Source organism: Paenibacillus sp. FSL H8-0537, from assembly GCF_038051995.1.
Classification (GTDB): Bacteria; Bacillota; Bacilli; order Paenibacillales; family Paenibacillaceae; genus Pristimantibacillus.
In genome coordinates this window covers 5,656,174-5,677,282 of sequence record NZ_CP150290.1, presented here as the reverse complement: position 1 = coordinate 5,677,282, position 21,109 = coordinate 5,656,174, and the positions used below count along the sequence as shown (strand labels likewise).

Below are 21,109 nucleotides of genomic sequence, written 5' to 3'. Positions count from 1 at the left end.
GGCCGAAACGCCACAGCGCACACTTACGGCGAATGTAAACATGGTACAACCAGACTTTTGCGGGTAGAGAAGGAGACGATGAAAGTGGCATTTGAGAAGGAAGCCCTTTTTTGGAATGGAAAATTTGATGGTGAAGACGTTACACCTACGAAGCTACCCTATAACAAATCGCCAAATAACGCTGCAGCGAAGATTCAGACGATTGCCGGCGCGCTGTCTGCGGATGTATCGCAACAGATTATTCAGTTAAGCAAAGGCTCCGGCCTGGCTACATACATGGTTCTATTAACGGGAGTGCAATGCCTCCTTTACAAATATACCAATGAGCAGCATATCCTGCTCGGCATGCCGGTTGTCAGCAAGTCGAACGAAACCGCGGGGCATATCAGCCCTGTTGTCATGCTCAAGGATAATTTCAGCGCGGATCAATCCTTTAAGGCTCTATTGAACCAAGTAAAGCTTTCATTGACGGAAGCGATCAAGCATCAGAACATACCGTTCCGGAAAATGACAGAGCGGCTGGAGCTTGAATATATCGACGGAGTTCCTGTAGTCAACACCCTCGTTTCTTTGAAGGAAATCCACACGGCTGATGTCAGTCAGCATGTGATGACAGATATTTCATTGCAGTTCTCACTTGATAACGGTCTGGTTCGTTATCAGCTTGAGTATAACGAGAATTTGTATCATGCATCATTTATGAATCAGGCTATAGACCACCTGCAACGGCTATTTTCAATCGTTCTCTCTTCGCCCGAGCTTGAAATCAATCAAGTGGATATTTTGTTCGAATATGAGAAGCAGCAATTGCTTCATGCTTTCAACGAAACCAGCACGGATTACCCGCGTGAACGAATGCTTCATCAGTTGTTTGAGGAGCAGGCGGAGCGTATCCCGGAAGCGGTGGCGGTCGTTTATGAGCAGGAGCATTTGACCTACCGGGAGCTGAATGAACGGTCGAACCGGCTTGCACGGACATTGCGCGCAAGCGGAGTGCAGGCGGACGAGCTTGTCGGTCTGATGGCAGAGCGCTCGTTGGAGATGATCGTTGGAATTATGGCGATCTTGAAAGCTGGCGGGGCTTATGTGCCGATTGATCCGGAGTATCCAGAGGAGCGCATTCACTACATGCTGGAGGATTCGGGAGCGCAAGTGCTGTTGGCTCAGCGTGGTCTGCAAACACGGGCATCCTTTGGCGGTACATGGATCGAGCTGGACGATGAGGCGTCTTATCATGAGAATGGCTCCAATCTGGAAGATGTCAACGAGCCGGAGCATCTGACCTACGTCATTTATACATCCGGAACGACCGGCAAGCCGAAGGGCAATTTGACGACCCATCGCAACATCGTTCGTGTTGCGCGCAACACCAACTACATAAACGTGACCGAGAAGGACAGTGTGCTGCAATTATCAAGCTATTCCTTCGACGGATCGACGTTCGATATTTTCGGAGCGCTGTTGAATGGAGCCAGGCTGATTCTTGTTCCCAAGGAAACGATGCTGGATGTAGGGAACTTGGCTAGCCTGATCGAACGGCAGCAAATTTCGGTGATGTTTATTACCACCGCATTTTTCAATGTGCTTGTAGACATGAAACCGGATTGCCTGCGCTACATCCGCGCTGTTTTGTTCGGCGGAGAACGGGTTTCCGTCAACCATGTGCGAAAAGCGCTTAAGCATCTTGGACCGGGCAAAATCAAGCATGTGTATGGACCGACAGAGAGCACGGTATTTGCGACCTGCCACGATGTGAACGAAGTGCAAGAGGATGCAATCACGATTCCGATCGGACAGCCGATTAGCAATACAGCGATCTATATCGTTGACGAACAGAATAAGCCGCAGCCGATTGGAGTCGCCGGGGAGCTGTGTGTGGCTGGCGACGGACTGGCCAGAGGCTACTTGAACCGTCCAGAGCTGACAGCGGAGAAGTTTGCGGACAACCCGTTTGCGCCAGGCGAGCGGATGTACCGGACGGGCGACCTAGCTAGATGGCTGCCGGACGGCACGATTGAGTATGTGGGCCGGATTGATGATCAGGTGAAAATTCGCGGCTTCCGCATCGAGCTGGGCGAGATCGAATCGCATTTGCTCAAGGTGGAGCCGATCGAAAAAGCGACGGTCGTGGTTCGTGAAACCACCGAAGGGGAGAAGCAGCTTTGCGCATACTTCGTAGCTGGCAGCAAGCTGGCGGCAAGTGAACTAAGAAACACGCTGTCGCAAGAGCTCCCAGGCTATATGATCCCGACGTACTTTGTGCAGCTGGAGCAGATGCCGCTGACGACCAACGGGAAGGTGGACCGCCGAGCGCTTCCGGCCCCGGAGGAAAGCATGCAGACGGGGATGGACTATGTGGCGCCGAGAACGCCGCTGGAAGTGAAGCTGGCACTCATCTGGCAGGACGTGCTTGGAGTGGGAAGGGTCGGCGTCCACGATAATTTCTTCGAGCTTGGCGGCCACTCGCTGCGCGCGACGACGCTGGTGGGCCGGATTCACAAGGAATTGAACGTCAGTCTGCCGTTAAAAGAGGTGTTTCGCTCGGCTACCGTCGAGAAGATGGCGGAAGTGCTCGAGGGGATGGCGCAGCAGGCCTACGAAGCGATTCCTCGGACGGAGGCAAGCGAGCATTACCCCGTATCGTCGGCGCAGAAGCGGCTTTATATTTTGCACCAGCTGGAAGGGGCGGAGCAAAGCTACAACATGCCAGGCGCGATGCTGCTGGAGGGAACGCTTGTGCGGGAACGGTTTGAAGCGGTGTTCCGCGGTCTGATCGCACGCCATGAGACGCTGCGCACCGGGTTCGAGATCGTAAATGGCGAACCGGTACAACGGGTATATCCCGAGGTGGATTTTGCCGTGGCGTATATGGAGGCAAGCGAAGAAGAGGCGGAACAGAAGGTGCGGGCCTTCATCCGTGCGTTCGATCTGAAGAAGCCGCCGCTCCTGCGGATAGGCTTGATCCAGCTGGCGGAAGAGCGCCATATCCTGCTCGTTGACATGCATCATATTATCTCGGACGGCGTCTCTACGGATGTCCTCGTCGAAGAATTCGCCCGTCTGTACGGCGGCGAGGAGCTGCCTGAGCTGCGGATACAGTACAAGGATTACGCGGTATGGCAGCAATCCGAAGCGCAGCGCGAGCGTTTGAACAAGCAGGGGGCCTACTGGCTGAGCCAGTTTAGCGGAGAACTGCCGGTGCTGGAGCTGCCGACAGATTATGCGCGTCCTGCCGTGCAGCGATACGATGGGCATACGCTGCAGTTCTATATGGATGCCGAGAAAAGCGAGGGCTTGAAGCGAATTGCGGCGGAAAACGGCGCGACGCTGTACATGGTGTTGCTTGCGGCGTATACGATTCTGCTGCAAAAGTATACGGGCCAGGAAGATATTGTCGTCGGCACGCCAATCGCGGGAAGGACGCATGGCGACCTGCAGCCCTTGATCGGGATGTTCGTCAATACACTGGCGCTGCGCAACGGCCCGTCCGGAGAGAAAACATTCCTGTCGTATCTGGCGGAAGTGAAGGAAACGACCTTGGGTGCCTACGAGCACCAGGATTATCCGTTCGAGGAACTGGTGGAACAATTGCAACTGACTCGCGACTTGAGCCGCAGTCCGCTCTTTGAAACGATGTTTTCGCTGCAAAATATTGAAAACAAGGAATTTGCGCTCGAAGGGCTTCGTTTGACGTCGTTTCCGAGTGACTACGGGATGGCGAAATTTGACCTGAGCCTGGACGTCCTAGAAGGCAGCGACGGGTTAGAATGCGCCCTCGAATATGCAACCGCATTGTACAAGCAAGAAACGGCAGAGCGGTTGGCGAAGCACTTCGAGCAAGTGGTCGCCGCGATCGTGAACGATCCGGGCGCGAAAATCGCATCGTTAGGCATGCTGACGACGGAGGAGCAGGAGCAGATTCAGCGCGTATTCAATCCAGAGACCGCGCCGCCGCTGCTGGAGAAAACCTTCCATCACCTGTTTGAGGAACAAGTGGAGCGGAGCCCGGAGGCGACGGCGGTGGTTTACGAGGAGAAGCGGCTGACCTACCGCGAGCTGAACGAGCGTTCGAACGCTCTGGCGCGCAGCCTGCGAGTCCAAGGGGTGAAGCCGGATCAGCTGGTCGGCATTCTGGCCGATCGGTCGGTGGACATGCTGGTCGGGGCGCTGGCGGTATGGAAGGCGGGAGGCGCTTATGTGCCGCTCGATCCGGATTACCCGGCCGACCGGATCCGTTTTATGCTGGCGGACAGCGGAGCGGAAGTGCTGCTGACACAGACGCATCTAGAGGAGCGTACGCGGGAGTGGCTGGCGGAAGAGCAGACGCTGCAGACCGTGCTGTGCTTGGACGACGAGGCGCTGTACCGCGAAGGCGCGTCGAACGACCCGAACCGGATGAATCTGGTGAACGTCAACAAGCCGAGTGATCTGGCTTATGTGATTTATACGTCGGGGACGACCGGACGGCCGAAGGGCGTCATGATCGAGCACCGCAGTTTGGTGAATACGGCGGATGGCTATCGCCGGGAGTACCGCCTGAACGAGTTCCCCGTCCGGCTGCTGCAATTAGCGAGCTTCTCCTTCGACGTGTTCGTGGGGGATATAGCGCGGACGCTGTACAACGGGGGAACGATGGTCATTTGTCCGAAGGACGACCGGATCGACCCTGCCCGGCTGTACAGCTGGATACAGGAATGCGAGATTACGATCTTCGAATCGACACCGGCGCTGATCGTGCCGTTCATGGCGTATATCGCCGAGCAGGAGCTGGAGCTTCCCTCGATGCGGCTGCTGATTACGAGCTCAGACAGCTGCAGCGTGGGGGATTACCGGGAGCTGCAGGAGAGATACGGCGGGCAGATCCGCATCATAAACGCCTACGGCGTGACGGAAGCGGCGATCGACTCGAGCTACTACGAGGAGCCGTTGGAGAAGCTGCCGGAAACGGGCAACGTGCCGATCGGCAAGGCGTGGCTGAATGCACGGTTTGCGATCGTCGATGCGCATCTGAATCCGGTGCCGGTGGGCGTGCTGGGCGAGTTGTGCATCGGAGGAGCGGGGGTGGCCCGAGGCTACTGGAATCAACCGGAGCTGACGGCGGAGAAGTTTGTGCCGAGCCCGTTCGAAGCGAGGGAGCGTCTATACCGGACGGGGGATCTGGCGCGCTGGATGCCGGACGGGAACGTGGACTTTATCGGACGGATCGACCATCAGGCGAAAATCCGTGGATACCGGATTGAGATCGGGGAGATCGAGTCGCAGCTGCTGAAAGCGGAAGGCATAGGAGAAGCGGTCGTGGTGGTGCGAGAGGACGCAGGCGGGGAGAAAGCCCTGTGCGCGTACTACACGGCAGACAATGAGCGGAAGGCAAGCGAGCTGAGAGCGGCGCTGTCGCAGGAGCTGCCGGGGTACATGATCCCGTCGTACTTTGTGCAGCTGGAGAGGCTGCCGCTCACCGCGAACGGCAAAATCGACCGCAAGGCGCTGCCGGCGCCGGAAGGTGGGCAGAGTGGCGTGGAGCATGTCGCGCCACGGACAGCGCTGGAGGCGAAGCTGGTAGGCATCTGGCAGGAGGTACTTGGGGCTGAGCAGGTCGGCGTTCGAGACAACTTCTTTGATCTTGGGGGTCACTCCTTGCGGGCGACTACGCTGGTCAGCAAGATCCACAAGGAGCTAAACGTGGAGCTGCCGCTGCGGGACGTGTTCCGCTACGCGACGGTCGAGGAAATGGCCGAAGCCATCAACCGGATGGAGCAAGCGGAGCACGTCTCCATTCCTACGGCTGAAGAAAGCGATTATTACCCGATGTCTTCGGCGCAGAAACGGCTGTATATTTTGCGCCAGATGGCGGAGGTTGAACAGAGCTACAACATGCCGGGAGCAATGCTGCTGGAAGGGGCACTCGACCGGGAACGGTTCGAAGCGGCATTCCGCGCTCTGATTGTGCGTCATGAGTCGCTGCGCACCGGGTTTGAGCTGGTAGACGGCGAGCCGGTACAGCAGATATACCCGCAGGTGGATTTTGTAGTAGAGTACAAGCAGGCCGCCAACGAACGGGAAGCCGACGAGCTCGTGCGCGAATTTGTCCGGCCGTTTGACCTTACGAAGCCTCCGCTGCTGCGGGTCGGATTGATCGAGTTGGAGCAGCACCGCCACATTCTGCAGTTCGACATGCATCATATTATCTCTGACGGAATCTCGACAGATGTTCTGGTGGAGGAGTTTATCTCCCTGTATGGCGGGGAACAATTGCCGCCTCTGCGCATTCAGTACAAGGACTTTGCCGTGTGGCAGCAGTCTGAGTCGCAAAAGGAGCGGATAAAGCAGCAGGAAGCGTACTGGCTGGAGCAGTTAGGCGGAGATCTGCCCGTATTGGAGATGCCGCTTGATTACGTGCGCCCTGCGGTACAGCGGTTCAATGGGAACACGCTTCATTTCCGGATCGATGCACAGAAGGTCGAGGGCTTGAAGCAAATGGCAGCGGAAAGCGGAGCGACGCTGTACATGGTGTTGCTTGCGGCCTATACCGTTTTACTGCAAAAGTATACGGGGCAAGAGGACATCATTGTCGGCACGCCGATTGCGGGCAGAACCCACGAAGACCTGCAGCCGCTCATCGGAATGTTCGTCAATACGCTAGCCATTCGCATGGCTCCGGCCGGGGGCAAACCGTTCCTTTCGTATCTGAAGGAAGTCAAGGAAGCTACCTTCGGAGCTTACGAGCACCAGGATTACCCGTTCGAGGAACTGGTGGAAAAATTGCAGGTGACCCGCGATTTAAGCCGTAACCCACTCTTTGACACGATGTTTGCTCTGCAAAACACGGAAAACAAGGAGCTTGCTCTCGAAGGCCTTCATCTGAAGCCGTACCCGAGCGAGTATACGGTGGCAAAATTCGACCTGATTTTGGATGTAACAGAGGGGAATGACGGTTTGGCGTGCAGCTTGGAATATGCGACCTCCTTATATAAACGGGAAACGATTGAGCGGGTGGCCAAGCACTACGAGCAGTTGCTCGAAGCCATTGTGTCTTCTCCAGAGGCGACTATTGCGGTGCTCGGCATGTTGACTGCGCAAGAAGAGAACCAGCTTCACCGCGTGTTCAACCATACGGCGGCGGCCTATCCGGCCGGGGCGACTATCCATCAATTGATCGAGGAGCAGGCAGAGCGCACGCCGGATCATGCGGCTGTCGTATTTGAGGGCAAACAGCTTTCGTATAGGGAGTTGAACGAACGGGCCAATCGGCTGGCGCGGACATTGAGAGCGGAGGGCGTGCAGGCGGACGAGCCGGTCGGCATTATGCTGGAGCGTTCCTTGGAGATGATCGTCGGAATCCTCGCGGTCTTAAAAGCGGGGGGCGCGTATGTGCCGATTGATTCCGAATATCCGGAGGAACGCATCCGTTATATGCTAGAGGATTGCGGCGCGAAGCTGATGCTGGTGCAAAGTCGTCTTCGGGATCACGTGGCTTTTGCTGGAAAATACGTCATTGTAGATGACGAGCAGGCATACGGCGAGGATAGCTCGAATCTTGAGCCGGTAGTCGGGCCGAATCATTTGGCTTATGTGATTTATACGTCAGGAACAACGGGCAAGCCAAAAGGGGTTATGGTAGAGCATCACGGGCTTTGCAGCCTGAAGCTGATGTTTAAGAACACCTTGGGAATTACCGATCGGGACCGGGTCGTCCAATTCGCCAGCCTCTCCTTTGACGCGGCGTGCTGGGAAATCTATAAAGCCCTGTTCTTTGGAGCAACCTTGTACATCCCGACGGCTGCGACGATTCTGGATTATCAATTGTTCGAAGCCTACATGAATGAAAACGGGATTACAGCGGCGATTCTACCTCCTACCTATGTGACCTACCTGAATCCGGAGCATATGCCGAGCTTCAAGAAGCTAATCACAGGAGGCTCGGCGGTATCCGTTGAGCTTGTGAACCAGTGGAAGGACAAGGTGATGTATTTCAATGCCTACGGGCCAACCGAAGCCTCCATTGTAACGTCGGTTTGGGCGGCTCCGCTAGGCGTGTTCGAGCAAAAGTCTGTGCCAATCGGCCGTCCGATTGCGAACCATCGGATCTACATCCTGGATGCGTACAATCAACCGCTGCCCGTCGGCGTGGCCGGCGAATTATGCATTGCGGGCGTCGGGCTGGCTCGCGGCTACTTGAACCGTCCCGAGCTGACGGCGGAGAAGTTCGTGGATAATCCGTTCGCGCCAGGAGAGAGAATGTACCGGACGGGGGACTTGACCAGATGGCTGCCTGACGGCAATATCGAATATTTGGGACGGATCGACCATCAGGTGAAAATTCGCGGTTACCGCATCGAGCTTGGCGAGATTGAGGAGCAATTCTTGAAGGTGGCGCATGTTCAAGAAGCGATTGTGCTTGCACGAGAGGACGAGAGTGGACAAAACCAGCTTTGTGCCTACTTTGTGGCGCACGGGGAGCTTACGGCGAGCGAGCTGAGGTTAACGCTGTCGCAGGAGCTGCCGGGCTACATGATTCCGTCCTACTTTGTGCAGTTGGAGCGGATGCCGCTCACTGCAAGCGGGAAGATCGACCGCAAGGCGCTGCCCGCTCCAGAAGGAAACGTACACACCGGCGGTGAGTATGTCGCGCCTAGAACCGAGGCGGAAAAAGCGCTTGCGGTTGTATGGAAGGCGGTACTTGGAGCGGAGCGCATCAGCGTGACGGATCATTTCTTCGAGCTTGGCGGCGATTCCATTAAATCGATTCAGGTTTCGTCACGGCTGCATCAGGCTGGCTACAAGCTGGAAATTCGTGACTTGTTCAAATACCCGACCGTTGCCCAACTGGGACGGCACATCAGGCCGATTGCCAGAATGGCCGATCAGGGCGAGGTGGCCGGAGAGGTTGCGTTAGCGCCAATCCAGCGCTGGTTTTTTGAACAGCAATATGCCGACCCGCACCACTTTAACCAATCGGTGATGCTTCATCGTAAGGAAGGCTTCAATGAAGCGGCGGTCCGCAAGGTGCTTCAAAGAATCGTTGAGCATCACGACGCGCTGCGTATCGTATTCCGCCAGACGGAAAACGGAATTGCGGCATGGAACCGGGGAGTGGAGGAAGGCGAGCTTTACAGTCTGGAAGCGGTCGACTTCAAGGGAATAGAACCGGCAGCGTACGAAAAGGCGATCGAAGCCAAAGCAAGCGACATTCAGAGCAGCATCGATCTGGAGTCGGGCCCGTTGGTAAAAGCCGGGTTGTTCCGCAGCGAGGATGGGGATCATTGGCTTATCGCCATACACCATGGCGTCATCGACGGCGTATCGTGGCGCATCCTGCTTGAGGATATCGCGGCCGGGTATGAGCAAGCCGTGAAGGGAGAGGAGATCCGTCTTCCGGCGAAGACCGATTCGTATCATGCTTGGTCAGGGCAGCTTTCGACATACGCGCAAAGTCCGGCCATGGAGAACGAAGAGGCCTATTGGCAGCGCGTTGCACAAACAGCTGTGCCGCCGCTGCCCAAGAATCAGGAAGCGGAGCTCTCCTTGCAGGAGGATAGCGAAACGATCACGATTCAGTGGAGCGCGGCAGAAACGGAGCTGCTGCTCAAGCAAGTTCATAAAGCGTATAACACCGAAATGAACGACATTTTGCTGACGGCGCTGGGAACGGCGATTCAGAAGTGGAGCCGTCATGACCGGGTGCTGGTGAATCTGGAAGGTCACGGCCGTGAATCCATCCTGCCGGATATCGATATTACGCGTACCGTGGGATGGTTTACAAGCAAATATCCGGTATTGCTGGAGATGGACCCAGGCAAGGATGTGTCCTACCGGATCAAGAAGACGAAGGAAGATCTGCGTCAGATCCCGAACAAAGGGATCGGGTACGGAATATGCCGGTATTTGTCGGAGCACGCGACGGAAGACGTATGGGGAGTGACACCGCAGATCAGTTTCAACTACTTGGGTCAGTTTGATCAAGATCTGCAAAACAACGAGCTTGGCATATCGCGGTATGCAGGTGGGGCGCAGTGGAGCGGCAAGCAAGCCCGAAGCTACGCGCTGGACATTAACGGAATGATTGCGGACGGCTCGCTGACGCTGGACCTCGGCTACAGCGGCAAGGAATACCGCAGGGAAACGATGGAGGAACTGGCTTCATGCCTGCAGGAGAGCCTTCGGGAACTGATCGCTCATTGCGAGGCGAAGGATCGGACGGAACTGACACCAAACGATGTGCAGCTTAAGGGATTGAGCTTAGAGGAACTGGAGCAGCTCTCGGAACAAACACGCCATCTTGGGCAGATCGACAACATCTACGCGCTTACGCCTATGCAGAAGGGGATGTGGTTCCACAGCGCCATGGACCCGGATGCCGGTGCATATTTTGAGCAGGCGCGATTTACCTTGCGAGGAACGCTCAATATCGAATGGTTTGCGAAAAGCTGGGAGGAGCTGGCGGTCCGTCATGCCGTACTGCGGACCAATTTCTACAGCGGCTGGAACGGTGAACCGATGCAAATCGTGTTCCGAGACAAGCGGATCGGATTTTCCTACAAGGACCTTACCGCTCTTCATGCGTCCGAGCAGCAAGCGCAGATCGACCAATTAGAGCAAGACGATAAAGCTCGCGGATTTGATTTGAAGCGGGATGCGCTGGCACGCGTAACGGTCATCCATACAGAAGCGGAAAGCTGCCAGGTGCTCTGGAGCTTCCATCACATTCTGATGGACGGCTGGTGCTTGCCGCAGTTGACGAAAGAGCTGTTTGAAACGTATTCCGCCTACGTTCAGGGTCCTGAGCGGGAAGATGCTTCGGAGCGGAACCTAACGCCAGTCTACAGCCAGTATATTGAGTGGCTGGAACGGCAGGACAAGGAAGCGGCGTCCCACTATTGGGACGAGTACTTGGCAGGCTACGAGGGGCAGACCCTATTGCCGCAGGCCAAGACGGAGGGAAGAAGCCCAGGGTATGCCTTGGAGCGCATCGTATGTGATTTGGGCAACAGCCTGAGCGAACGGATGAGCCGTGTAGCAAAGCGGCATCAGGTGACGGTCAATACGCTCATGCAAGCGGCATGGGGTATCATTCTGCAGAAATATAACGGAACAGGTGATGTTGTATTCGGCCATGTCGTGTCGGGAAGACCGGCGGAAATTCCGGGGATTGAGGAGATGATCGGGCTATTCATTAACACGACCCCGCTGCGCGTCACTTCTGAACCGGATACGAGCTTTGTCGAAGTGATGGGAAGACTGCAGGAACAGGCGTTGGAATCTGGTCGTTACGATTATTATCCGCTGTACGAGATTCAGGCGAAGAGCACACAAAAGCAGGATCTGATCAGCCATATCATGGCGTTCGAAAACTATCCGGTCGATGAGCAGATGGAGCAAGCCGGACATGAAGACGGCGGAAAGCTTTCGATTGCGGATGTTGAAATGGCAGAGCATACGAACTATGACTTCACACTGACGGTGCTTCCCGGAGACAACATTCAACTGCACCTAGACTACAATGCCAATGTGTTTGATCAGGCGGGTATGGAGCGGTTGAAGGGACATCTGGTCTATGTCTTCGAACAAATTGTCGAAAATCCGCTGGCTGCTGTAGGAGAACTGGAGCTTGCGACAGCCGGGGAGAAAGCCGAGATTGTAGAGCAGTTTAATGATACGGCGACGGTGTATCCTCGGGAGAAGACGCTTCACCAGCTGATTGAGGAACAGGCGCAGCGTCTCCCTGATGCAGTGGCGCTTGTGTTTGAGGACCGGCAGTGGACCTACCGTGAACTGAATGAGCGGGCCAATCGGCTGGCGAGGACGCTGCGTTCCCACGGAGTCGGCGAGGAACGTTTGGTGGCCCTGATGGCGGAGCGATCCATGGAAATGATTGTGGGCATGCTGGCGATTCTAAAAGCTGGAGGAGCCTACGTGGCGATCGACCCGGAATATCCGGAAGAACGCATCCGCTACATGATCGAGGATTCGGGAGCGCACGTGATGCTGGCGCAGCGCCAGTTGCGTGAGCGGATTCCGACACAGAGCACACTTGTCTTCCTAGACGATGAGCAATCGTATAGCGACGACGGCTCCAATCTGGAGCACAGTAACGGAGCGACTGACTTGGTGTGCGTCATTTACACGTCGGGTACGACCGGCAAGCCGAAAGGCAATCTAACCACTCATCGCAACCTGATGCGAATTGTTCGGAATACGAACTATATTGAGATTACAGATCAGGATCGTGTGCTGCAGTTGTCCAGCTACTCCTTCGACGGGTCGGCTTTTGATATTTTCGGGGCTTTAACCAATGGAGCTAGACTAGTTCTAGTGCCAAAAGAAACGATGCTGGACGTCGAGCAATTGGCGGGTCTAATCGAAACGCAGCACATTTCGGTGATGCTCATTACAACAGCTTTCTTTAATGTGCTTGTGGACGCCAATGTCCATTGTTTGCGCCACCTGAGAGTGATTTTGTTCGGGGGCGAACGGGTTTCCGTCAGTCACGTCCGCAAAGCGCTCAGCTATATCGGACCCGGCAAACTCAAGCATGCATACGGTCCGTCGGAAAGCGCGGTTTATACAACCTGGTTGGACGTGAATGAGGTGAGCCAGGATGCCGTGAACATCCCAATCGGACAGCCGCTCAGCAACACGACGGTCTACATCGTTGACGCAAGGAACAAGCTGCAGCCGATTGGAGTTGCCGGGGAGCTGTGCGTAGGGGGAGAAGGATTGGTTCGAGGCTACTTGAACCGTCCAGAGCTGACGGCCGAGAAGTTTGTGGACAACCCGTTTGCACCAGGTGAGCGGATGTACCGGACGGGCGACCTAGCTAGATGGCTTCCGGACGGCACGATTGAGTATGTGGGCCGGATTGATGATCAGGTGAAGATCCGCGGCTTCCGCATCGAGCTGGGCGAGATCGAATCGCATTTGCTCAAGGTGGAGCCGATCGAAAAAGCGACGGTCGTGGTTCGTGAAACCACCGAAGGGGAGAAGCAGCTTTGCGCATACTTCGTAGCTGGCAGCAAGCTGGCGGCAAGTGAACTAAGAAGCACGCTGTCGCAAGAGCTCCCAGGCTATATGATCCCGACGTACTTTGTGCAGCTGGAGCAGATGCCGCTGACGACCAACGGGAAGGTGGACCGCCGAGCGCTTCCGGCCCCGGAGGAAAGCATGCAGACGGGGATGGACTATGTGGCGCCGAGAACGCCGCTGGAAGTGAAGCTGGCACTCATCTGGCAGGACGTGCTTGGAGTGGGAAGGGTCGGCGTCCACGATAATTTCTTCGAGCTTGGCGGCCACTCGCTGCGCGCGACTACGCTGGTGGGCCGGATTCACAAGGAATTGAACGTCAGTCTGCCGTTAAAAGAGGTGTTTCGCTCGGCTACCGTCGAGAAGATGGCGGAAGTGCTCGAGGGGATGGCGCAGCAGGCCTACGAAGCGATTCCTCGGACGGAGGCAAGCGAGCATTACCCCGTATCGTCGGCGCAGAAGCGGCTTTATATTTTGCACCAGCTGGAAGGGGCGGAGCAAAGCTACAACATGCCAGGAGCGATGCTGCTGGAGGGAACGCTTGTGCGGGAACGGTTTGAAGCGGTGTTCCGCGGTCTGATCGCACGCCATGAGACGCTGCGCACCGGGTTCGAGATCGTAAATGGCGAACCGGTACAACGGGTATATCCCGAGGTGGATTTTGCCGTGGCGTATATGGAGGCAAGCGAGGAAGAGGCGGAACAGAAGGTGCGGGCCTTTATCCGTGCGTTCGATCTGAAGAAGCCGCCGCTCCTGCGGATAGGCTTGATCCAGCTGGCGGAAGAGCGCCATATCCTGCTCGTCGACATGCATCATATTATTTCGGACGGCGTATCTACGGATGTCCTCGTTGAAGAATTCGCCCGCCTGTACGGCGGCGAGGAGCTTCCTGAGCTGCGGATACAGTACAAGGATTACGCGGTATGGCAGCAATCCGAAGCGCAGCGCGAGCGTTTGAACAAGCAGGGAGCCTACTGGCTGAGCCAGTTTAGCGGAGAACTGCCAGTGCTGGAGCTGCCGACAGATTATGCGCGTCCTGCCGTGCAGCGATACGATGGGCATACGCTGCAGTTCCATATGGATGCCGAGAAGAGCGAGGGCTTGAAGCGAATTGCGGCGGAAAATGGCGCGACGCTGTACATGGTGTTGCTTGCGGCGTATACGATCCTGCTGCAAAAGTACACGGGTCAGGAAGATATTGTCGTCGGCACGCCAATCGCGGGAAGGACGCATGGCGACCTGCAGCCCTTGATCGGGATGTTCGTCAATACACTGGCGCTGCGCAACGGCCCGTCCGGAGAGAAAACATTCCTGTCGTATCTGGCGGAAGTGAAGGAAACGACCTTGGGTGCCTACGAGCACCAGGATTATCCGTTCGAGGAACTGGTGGAACAATTGCAGCTGACTCGCGACTTGAGCCGCAGTCCGCTCTTTGAAACGATGTTTTCGCTGCAAAATATTGAAAACAAGGAATTTGCGCTCGAAGGGCTTCGTTTGACGTCGTTTCCGAGTGACTACGGGATGTCGAAATTTGACCTGAGCCTGGACGTCCTAGAAGGCAGCGACGGGTTAGAATGCGCCCTCGAATATGCAACCGCATTGTACAAGCAAGAAACGGCAGAGCGGTTGGCGAAGCACTTCGAGCAAGTGGTCGCCGCGATCGTGAACGATCCGGGCGCGAAAATCGCATCGTTAGGCATGCTGACGACGGAGGAGCAGGAGCAGATTCAGCGCGTATTCAATCCAGAGACCGCGCCGCCGCTGCTGGAGAAAACCTTCCATCACCTGTTTGAGGAACAAGTGGAGCGGAGCCCGGAGGCGACGGCGGTGGTTTACGAGGAGAAGCGGCTGACCTACCGCGAGCTGAACGAGCGTTCGAACGCTCTGGCGCGCAGCCTGCGAGTCCAAGGGGTGAAGCCGGATCAGTTGGTCGGCATTCTGGCCGATCGGTCGGTGGACATGCTGGTCGGGGCGCTGGCGGTATGGAAGGCGGGAGGCGCCTATGTGCCGCTCGATCCGGATTACCCGGCCGACCGGATCCGTTTTATGCTGGCGGACAGCGGAGCGGAAGTGCTTCTGACACAGACGCATCTAGAGGAGCGGACGCGGGAGTGGCTGGCGGAAGAGCAGACGCTGCAGACCGTGCTGTGCTTGGATGACGAGACGCTGTACCGCGAAGGCGCGTCGAACGATTCGAACCGGATGAATTTGACGCACGTCAACAAGCCGAGTGATCTGGCCTATGTGATCTATACGTCGGGGACAACGGGACGTCCGAAGGGCGTCATGATCGAGCACCGCAGTCTGGTGAATACGGCGGAAGGCTATCGCCGAGAGTACCGCCTGAGCGAGTTCCCGGTCCGGCTGCTGCAATTAGCGAGCTTCTCCTTCGACGTGTTCGTGGGGGATATAGCGCGGACGCTGTACAACGGGGGAACGATGGTCATTTGTCCGAAGGACGACCGGATCGACCCTGCCCGGCTGTACAGCTGGATACAGGAATGCGAGATTACGATCTTCGAATCGACACCGGCGCTGATCGTGCCGTTCATGGCGTATATCGCCGAGCAGGAGCTGGAGCTTCCCTCGATGCGGCTGCTGATTACGAGCTCAGACAGCTGCAGCGTGGGGGATTACCGGGAGCTGCAGGAGAGATACGGCGGGCAGATCCGCATCATAAACGCCTACGGCGTGACGGAAGCGGCGATCGACTCGAGCTACTACGAGGAGCCGTTGGAGAAGCTGCCGGAAACGGGCAACGTGCCGATCGGCAAGGCGTGGCTGAATGCACGGTTTGCGATCGTCGATGCGCATCTGAATCCGGTGCCGGTGGGCGTGCTGGGCGAGTTGTGCATCGGAGGAGCGGGGGTGGCCCGAGGCTACTGGAATCAACCGGAGCTGACGGCGGAGAAGTTTGTGCCGAGCCCGTTCGAAGCGAGGGAGCGTCTATACCGGACGGGGGATCTGGCGCGCTGGATGCCGGACGGGAACGTGGACTTTATTGGACGGATCGACCATCAGGCAAAAATCCGGGGATACCGGATCGAGATCGGGGAGATCGAGTCGCAGCTGCTGAAAGCGGAAGGCATAGGGGAAGCGGTCGTGGTGGTGCGAGAGGACGCAGGCGGGGAGAAAGCCCTGTGCGCGTACTACACGGCGGACAATGAGCGAAAGGCAAGCGAGCTGAGAGCGGCGTTGTCGCAGGAGCTGCCGGGGTACATGATCCCGTCGTACTTTGTGCAGTTGGAGAGGCTGCCGCTCACCGCGAATGGCAAAATCGACCGCAAGGCGCTGCCAGCACCGGAAGGCGGACAGAGTGGGGTGGAGCATGTTGCGCCACGGACAGCGCTGGAGGCGAAGCTGGCAGGCATCTGGCAGGAGGTACTCGGGGCTGAGCAGGTTGGCGTTCGAGAAAACTTCTTTGATCTCGGTGGCCACTCCTTGCGAGCGACTACGCTGGTCAGCAAGATCCACAAGGAGCTGAACGTGAATCTGCCGCTGCGGGACGTGTTCCGCTACGCGACGGTCGAGGAAATGGCCGAAGCGATCAACCGGATGGAGCAGCGGCAATATGCCTCCATTCCGGTGGCTAAGGATCAGGAGTATTATCCTTTATCCTCCACGCAGAAACGGATGTACATTTTGCACCAGATGGAAGAAGCCGAGCAAAGCTACAACATGCCGGGAGCGATGCTGCTCGAAGGGGCACTCGACCGGGCACGTTTCGAAGCGGCGTTCCGTGCTCTGATTGCGCGTCATGAGTCGCTGCGCACCGGGTTTGAGCTGGTAGACGGCGAGCCGGCACAGCGGATATACCCGCAGGTGGATTTTGCGGTTGAGTACAAGCAGGTCGCTAACGAACGGGAAGCCGACGAGCTCGTGCGCGAATTTGTCCGGTCGTTTGACCTTGCTAAGCCTCCGCTGCTGCGGGTCGGATTGATCGAGCTGGAGCAAAGCCGCCACATTCTGCTGTTCGACATGCATCATATTATCTCGGATGGCGTGTCGATGGAGATATTGGTGGAGGAGTTTGTCCACTTGTATGGCGGGGAAGAACTGTCGCCTTTGCTCATTCAGTACAAGGACTATGCCGTGTGGCAGCAGTCTGAATCGCAGAAGGATAGGATGAAGCGTCAGGAGGCGTACTGGCTGGAGCAGTTCAGCGGGGAGCTTCCGGTGCTCGAGATGCCGACGGATTTCGCTCGTCCTGTATTCCGCAGCTTCAAAGGAGACACGTACGAGTTCGTAATCGACGCGCGGAAGAGTGTGGCCTTGCGGCAGCTTGCCGCTGAATCGGGGGCCACGTTGTATATGGTGCTTTTAGCCCTTTATACCACACTGCTTCATAAATATTCCGGCCAAGAAGACATCATCGTAGGCTCGCCAATTGCAGGCAGAAGTCACGGCGATTTGGAGCCGCTGATCGGGATGTTTGTCAACACGCTGGCGATTCGCAGCTATCCGTTAGGGGAGAAATCATTCCGCTCCTTCTTGAAGGAAATACAAGAAACGACCATGCAGGCCTATGAACATCAGGATTACCCGTTCGAGGAACTGGTGGAAAAAGTACGGGTGTCTCGCGACGTAAGCCGCAATCCGCTCTTTGACACGCTTCTGGTCATGCAAAACGTGGAAGAAGGGGAATTTGCTATCGACGGGCTGCGCTTGGCACCTTTCGCGAACGAACGGTCTATAGCGAAGTTTGATCTGACGCTGGAAATCGCAGAGGATGCTGACAGGCTGGTATGCGGCATCGAATACACGACGGCGTTATATACAAGGGAAACGATGGAACGGTTGGCGAAGCACTTCGACCGGTTGATTGAGAACGTCATCCAGACCCCATCGGCGACCCTTGAAACGCTGGATATGATGACATCGGAAGAGAGCATTCAATTGCTTACCGTATTCAACGATACGGATGCGGATTACCCGAGAGAGAAGACGATTCACATGTTGTTCGAGGAGCAGGCGGAGTGTCATCCGGATGCAGTCGCGGTCGAGTACGAGGACGAGCGGCTGACGTACCGCGAGCTGAATGAGCGGTCGAACCGTCTGGCGCGTACCCTGCGCAGCCAAGGCCTAGGGGCGGATCAGCTGGTGGGCATTATGGCTGAACGTTCCCCTTCCATGGTGATCGGGATTCTTGCGATTCTGAAGGCGGGTGGGGCGTATGTGCCGATCGATCCGGAGTATCCGGAGGAGCGCATTCGCTACATGCTGGACGATTCGGGAGCCAGTGTGCTGCTGCTGCAAGCGCATTTGCAGGACAAAGCGACCTTTGCAGGCGTCTGCCTGCTTCTGGATGACGAGCAGACCTACGCAGCGGATAGCGCGAGCCTCGCCTCGGTTAACCAGCCGAACGATCTGGCCTATGTGATCTATACCTCGGGAACGACGGGCAAGCCGAAAGGCACCTTGATCGAGCACAAGAACGTCGTCCGGCTGCTGTTCAACAGCAAGAACCGGTTCGACTTCGGCTCATCCGATACGTGGACCTTGTTCCACTCGTTCTGCTTCGACTTCTCGGTGTGGGAAATGTACGGGGCGCTGCTGTACGGAGGCAAGCTGGTGATTGTACCGCCGATGACGGCGAAACAGCCGGCACAGTTCCTGCAGCTGCTGAAGGAGCGGGGCGTGACGATTCTGAACCAGACGCCGACGTATTTCTACCAGCTGCTTCGCGAAGCGCTGACGGAGAGCGGGCAGACGCTGAGCCTTCGGAAGGTCATCTTCGGAGGAGAGGCGCTGGCGCCGCAGCAGCTGAAGGACTGGAGGAAGAGGTACCCGGCTACGGAGTTGATCAATATGTACGGGATCACCGAAACGACGGTGCACGTGACCTACAAGGAAATCACCGAGGTGGAAATCGCCGAGGGGAGAAGCAATATCGGAAGACCGATCCCGACGCTGAAGGTGTACGTGCTGGATGGCAACCGCCGATGCGTGCCAGCGGGAGTGGCTGGGGAGATGTATGTAGCCGGAGAAGGTCTGGCGCGCGGGTACTTGAACCGCCCAGAGCTGACGGCGGAGAAATTCGTGGACGATCCGTTTACACCAGGCGAGCGGATGTACCGATCGGGGGATCTGGCGAGATGGCTGCCGGACGGCAACATCGAATACATGGGACGGATCGACCATCAAGTGAAGATACGCGGTTACCGGATCGAGCTTGGGGAAGTGGAAGCGCAGCTGTTGAAGGTGGAGTCGGTGCAGGAAGCGATGGTCATGGCGCGGGAGGATGAAAGCGGGGAGAAGCAGCTGTGCGCGTACGTGGTAGCGGACAAACTGCTGACGGTGAGCGAGCTAAGAGGAAGGCTGTTACAGGAGATGCCGGCATACATGATTCCGTCGTACTTCGTGCAGCTGGAGAAGATGCCGCTGACGGCGAATGGGAAGACGGACCGCAAGGCGCTGCCCGCGCCGGAAGGAAGCGTGAATACCGGTGCGGAATACACCGCGCCTCGTACACCGCTGGAAGAGCAGCTCGTGCCGATTTGGCAAGAGGTGCTTGGAGCTGAAAGGATCGGAGTGAAGGACAATTTCTTCGATCTTGGGGGGCATTCCCTGCGTGCGACTGCGTTGGTAAGCAAGCTCTATAAAGAGATGAACGTCAATCTGCCGCTGCGGGATGTATTCCGGCTCCCGACCATTGAGGAGATGGCGAAAGCGATCGCCGACATGACGCAAATGACCTATGCATCCATACCGACCGTTGAGGAAAGAGCGTACTACCCGCTATCCTCGGCGCAAAAGCGGCTTTACATTCTGCATCAACTGGAAGGCGCGGAACAAAGCTACAACATGCCGGAATTCATGACGCTTGAAGGTCCGCTGAATCGTGAGCGGTTTGAAGAGTCGTTTAGGAAGCTGATCGCACGACATGAGATTTTGCGCACCGGCTTTGAGATGGTGCACGGCGAACCGGTACAGCGGGTGCACGCGCAAGTGGAATTTGAGGTGGAGTATGGGCAGGCTGACGAAGAAGAGGTCGAAGACATTGTCCGCGGTTTCGTCCGCACCTTTGATTTGAAGCATCCGCCTCTGCTTCGCGTAGAACTCGTCGAGCTGGAGCCGGAGCGCCATCTGCTGATGGTGGACATGCATCACTTAATTTCCGACGGTGCTTCTATGGGGATTTTGGTGGATGAATGGTCCCGACTCTATGCAGGCGAGGAGCTCCCCGCTTTGCGGATTCAGTACAAGGATTTTGCCGTATGGCAGCAGCACGAGGCGCAGCGCGAGCGCATGAATAAGCAGGAGGGGTATTGGCTGCAGGCGTTCGAAGGGGAACTGCCTGTGGCAGATTTGCCAACGGATTACGAACGGCCTTCTGTTCGAAGCTTTGAAGGAGCACATGTCGAATTCGAAGTCGATTCCGAGCTTGCACGGCAATTAAACCAATTGGCGGCAACACGCGGGAGCACGCTGTATATGGTTCTCCTATCCGCCTATAACGTGCTGCTCTCCAAATACAGCGGCCAGAAAGACATCATTGTGGGGACGCCTGTCGCAGGAAGAACACATCCGGATTTGGAGCCGCTGCTCGGGATGTTTGTCAACACGCTTGCCATCCGCAATTACCCGGCGGGAGACAAGACGTTTGCTTCCTTCCTGGAAGAAGTCAAAGAAACGACCTTGGGTGCATTCGAACATCAAGACTATCCTTTCGAAGAGCTTGTAGAACGGTTGAATGTGAAACGGGACGCAAGTCGTAATCCGGTGTTCGACACGATGTTTGTCATGCAGAATACCGAGGATCGTGAGGCCCGGTTTGAAGCGCTGCACTTGACCCCGTACGTTCTTGACCATACGAATGATGCGAAATTCGATCTTTCATTGTTTGTAGCGGAAGATAACGGAGTCATCACGGGCGGCTTCCAGTATTGCGCTAAGCTGTTCAAACCGGCGATGATCCATAAAATGTTGAAGGATTTCCTGTTCGTGTTGTCGCAGATTTGCGAAGACCCGAACATCCCATTAAACCAAATCCAATGTCATGCGCCTTCGGCAAGCCGCAAAGGCTCGTTGGAGGACATTGAATTTGCATTCTAGACAGAACCGAAGAAATGCACCGTCTATACCCGAAATA

1 protein-coding gene is annotated in these 21,109 nt (G+C 56.4%); it reads left to right on the top strand.

The window, feature by feature from the left end:
- The first annotated feature begins 78 nt into the window (after window positions 1-78).
- Window positions 79-21,072, top strand: a complete 20,994-nt coding sequence (locus tag MHB80_RS24010) for a non-ribosomal peptide synthase/polyketide synthase (protein ID WP_341279330.1) — start codon at window positions 79-81, stop codon at window positions 21,070-21,072.
- Window positions 21,073-21,109: the final 37 nt, after the last annotated feature.

Excerpts from the sequence above, each read along its gene's own strand:
- MHB80_RS24010 (WP_341279330.1), top strand. The coding sequence starts at position 79 with ATGAAAGTGGCATTTGAGAAGGAAGCCCTTTTTTGGAATGGAAAATTT.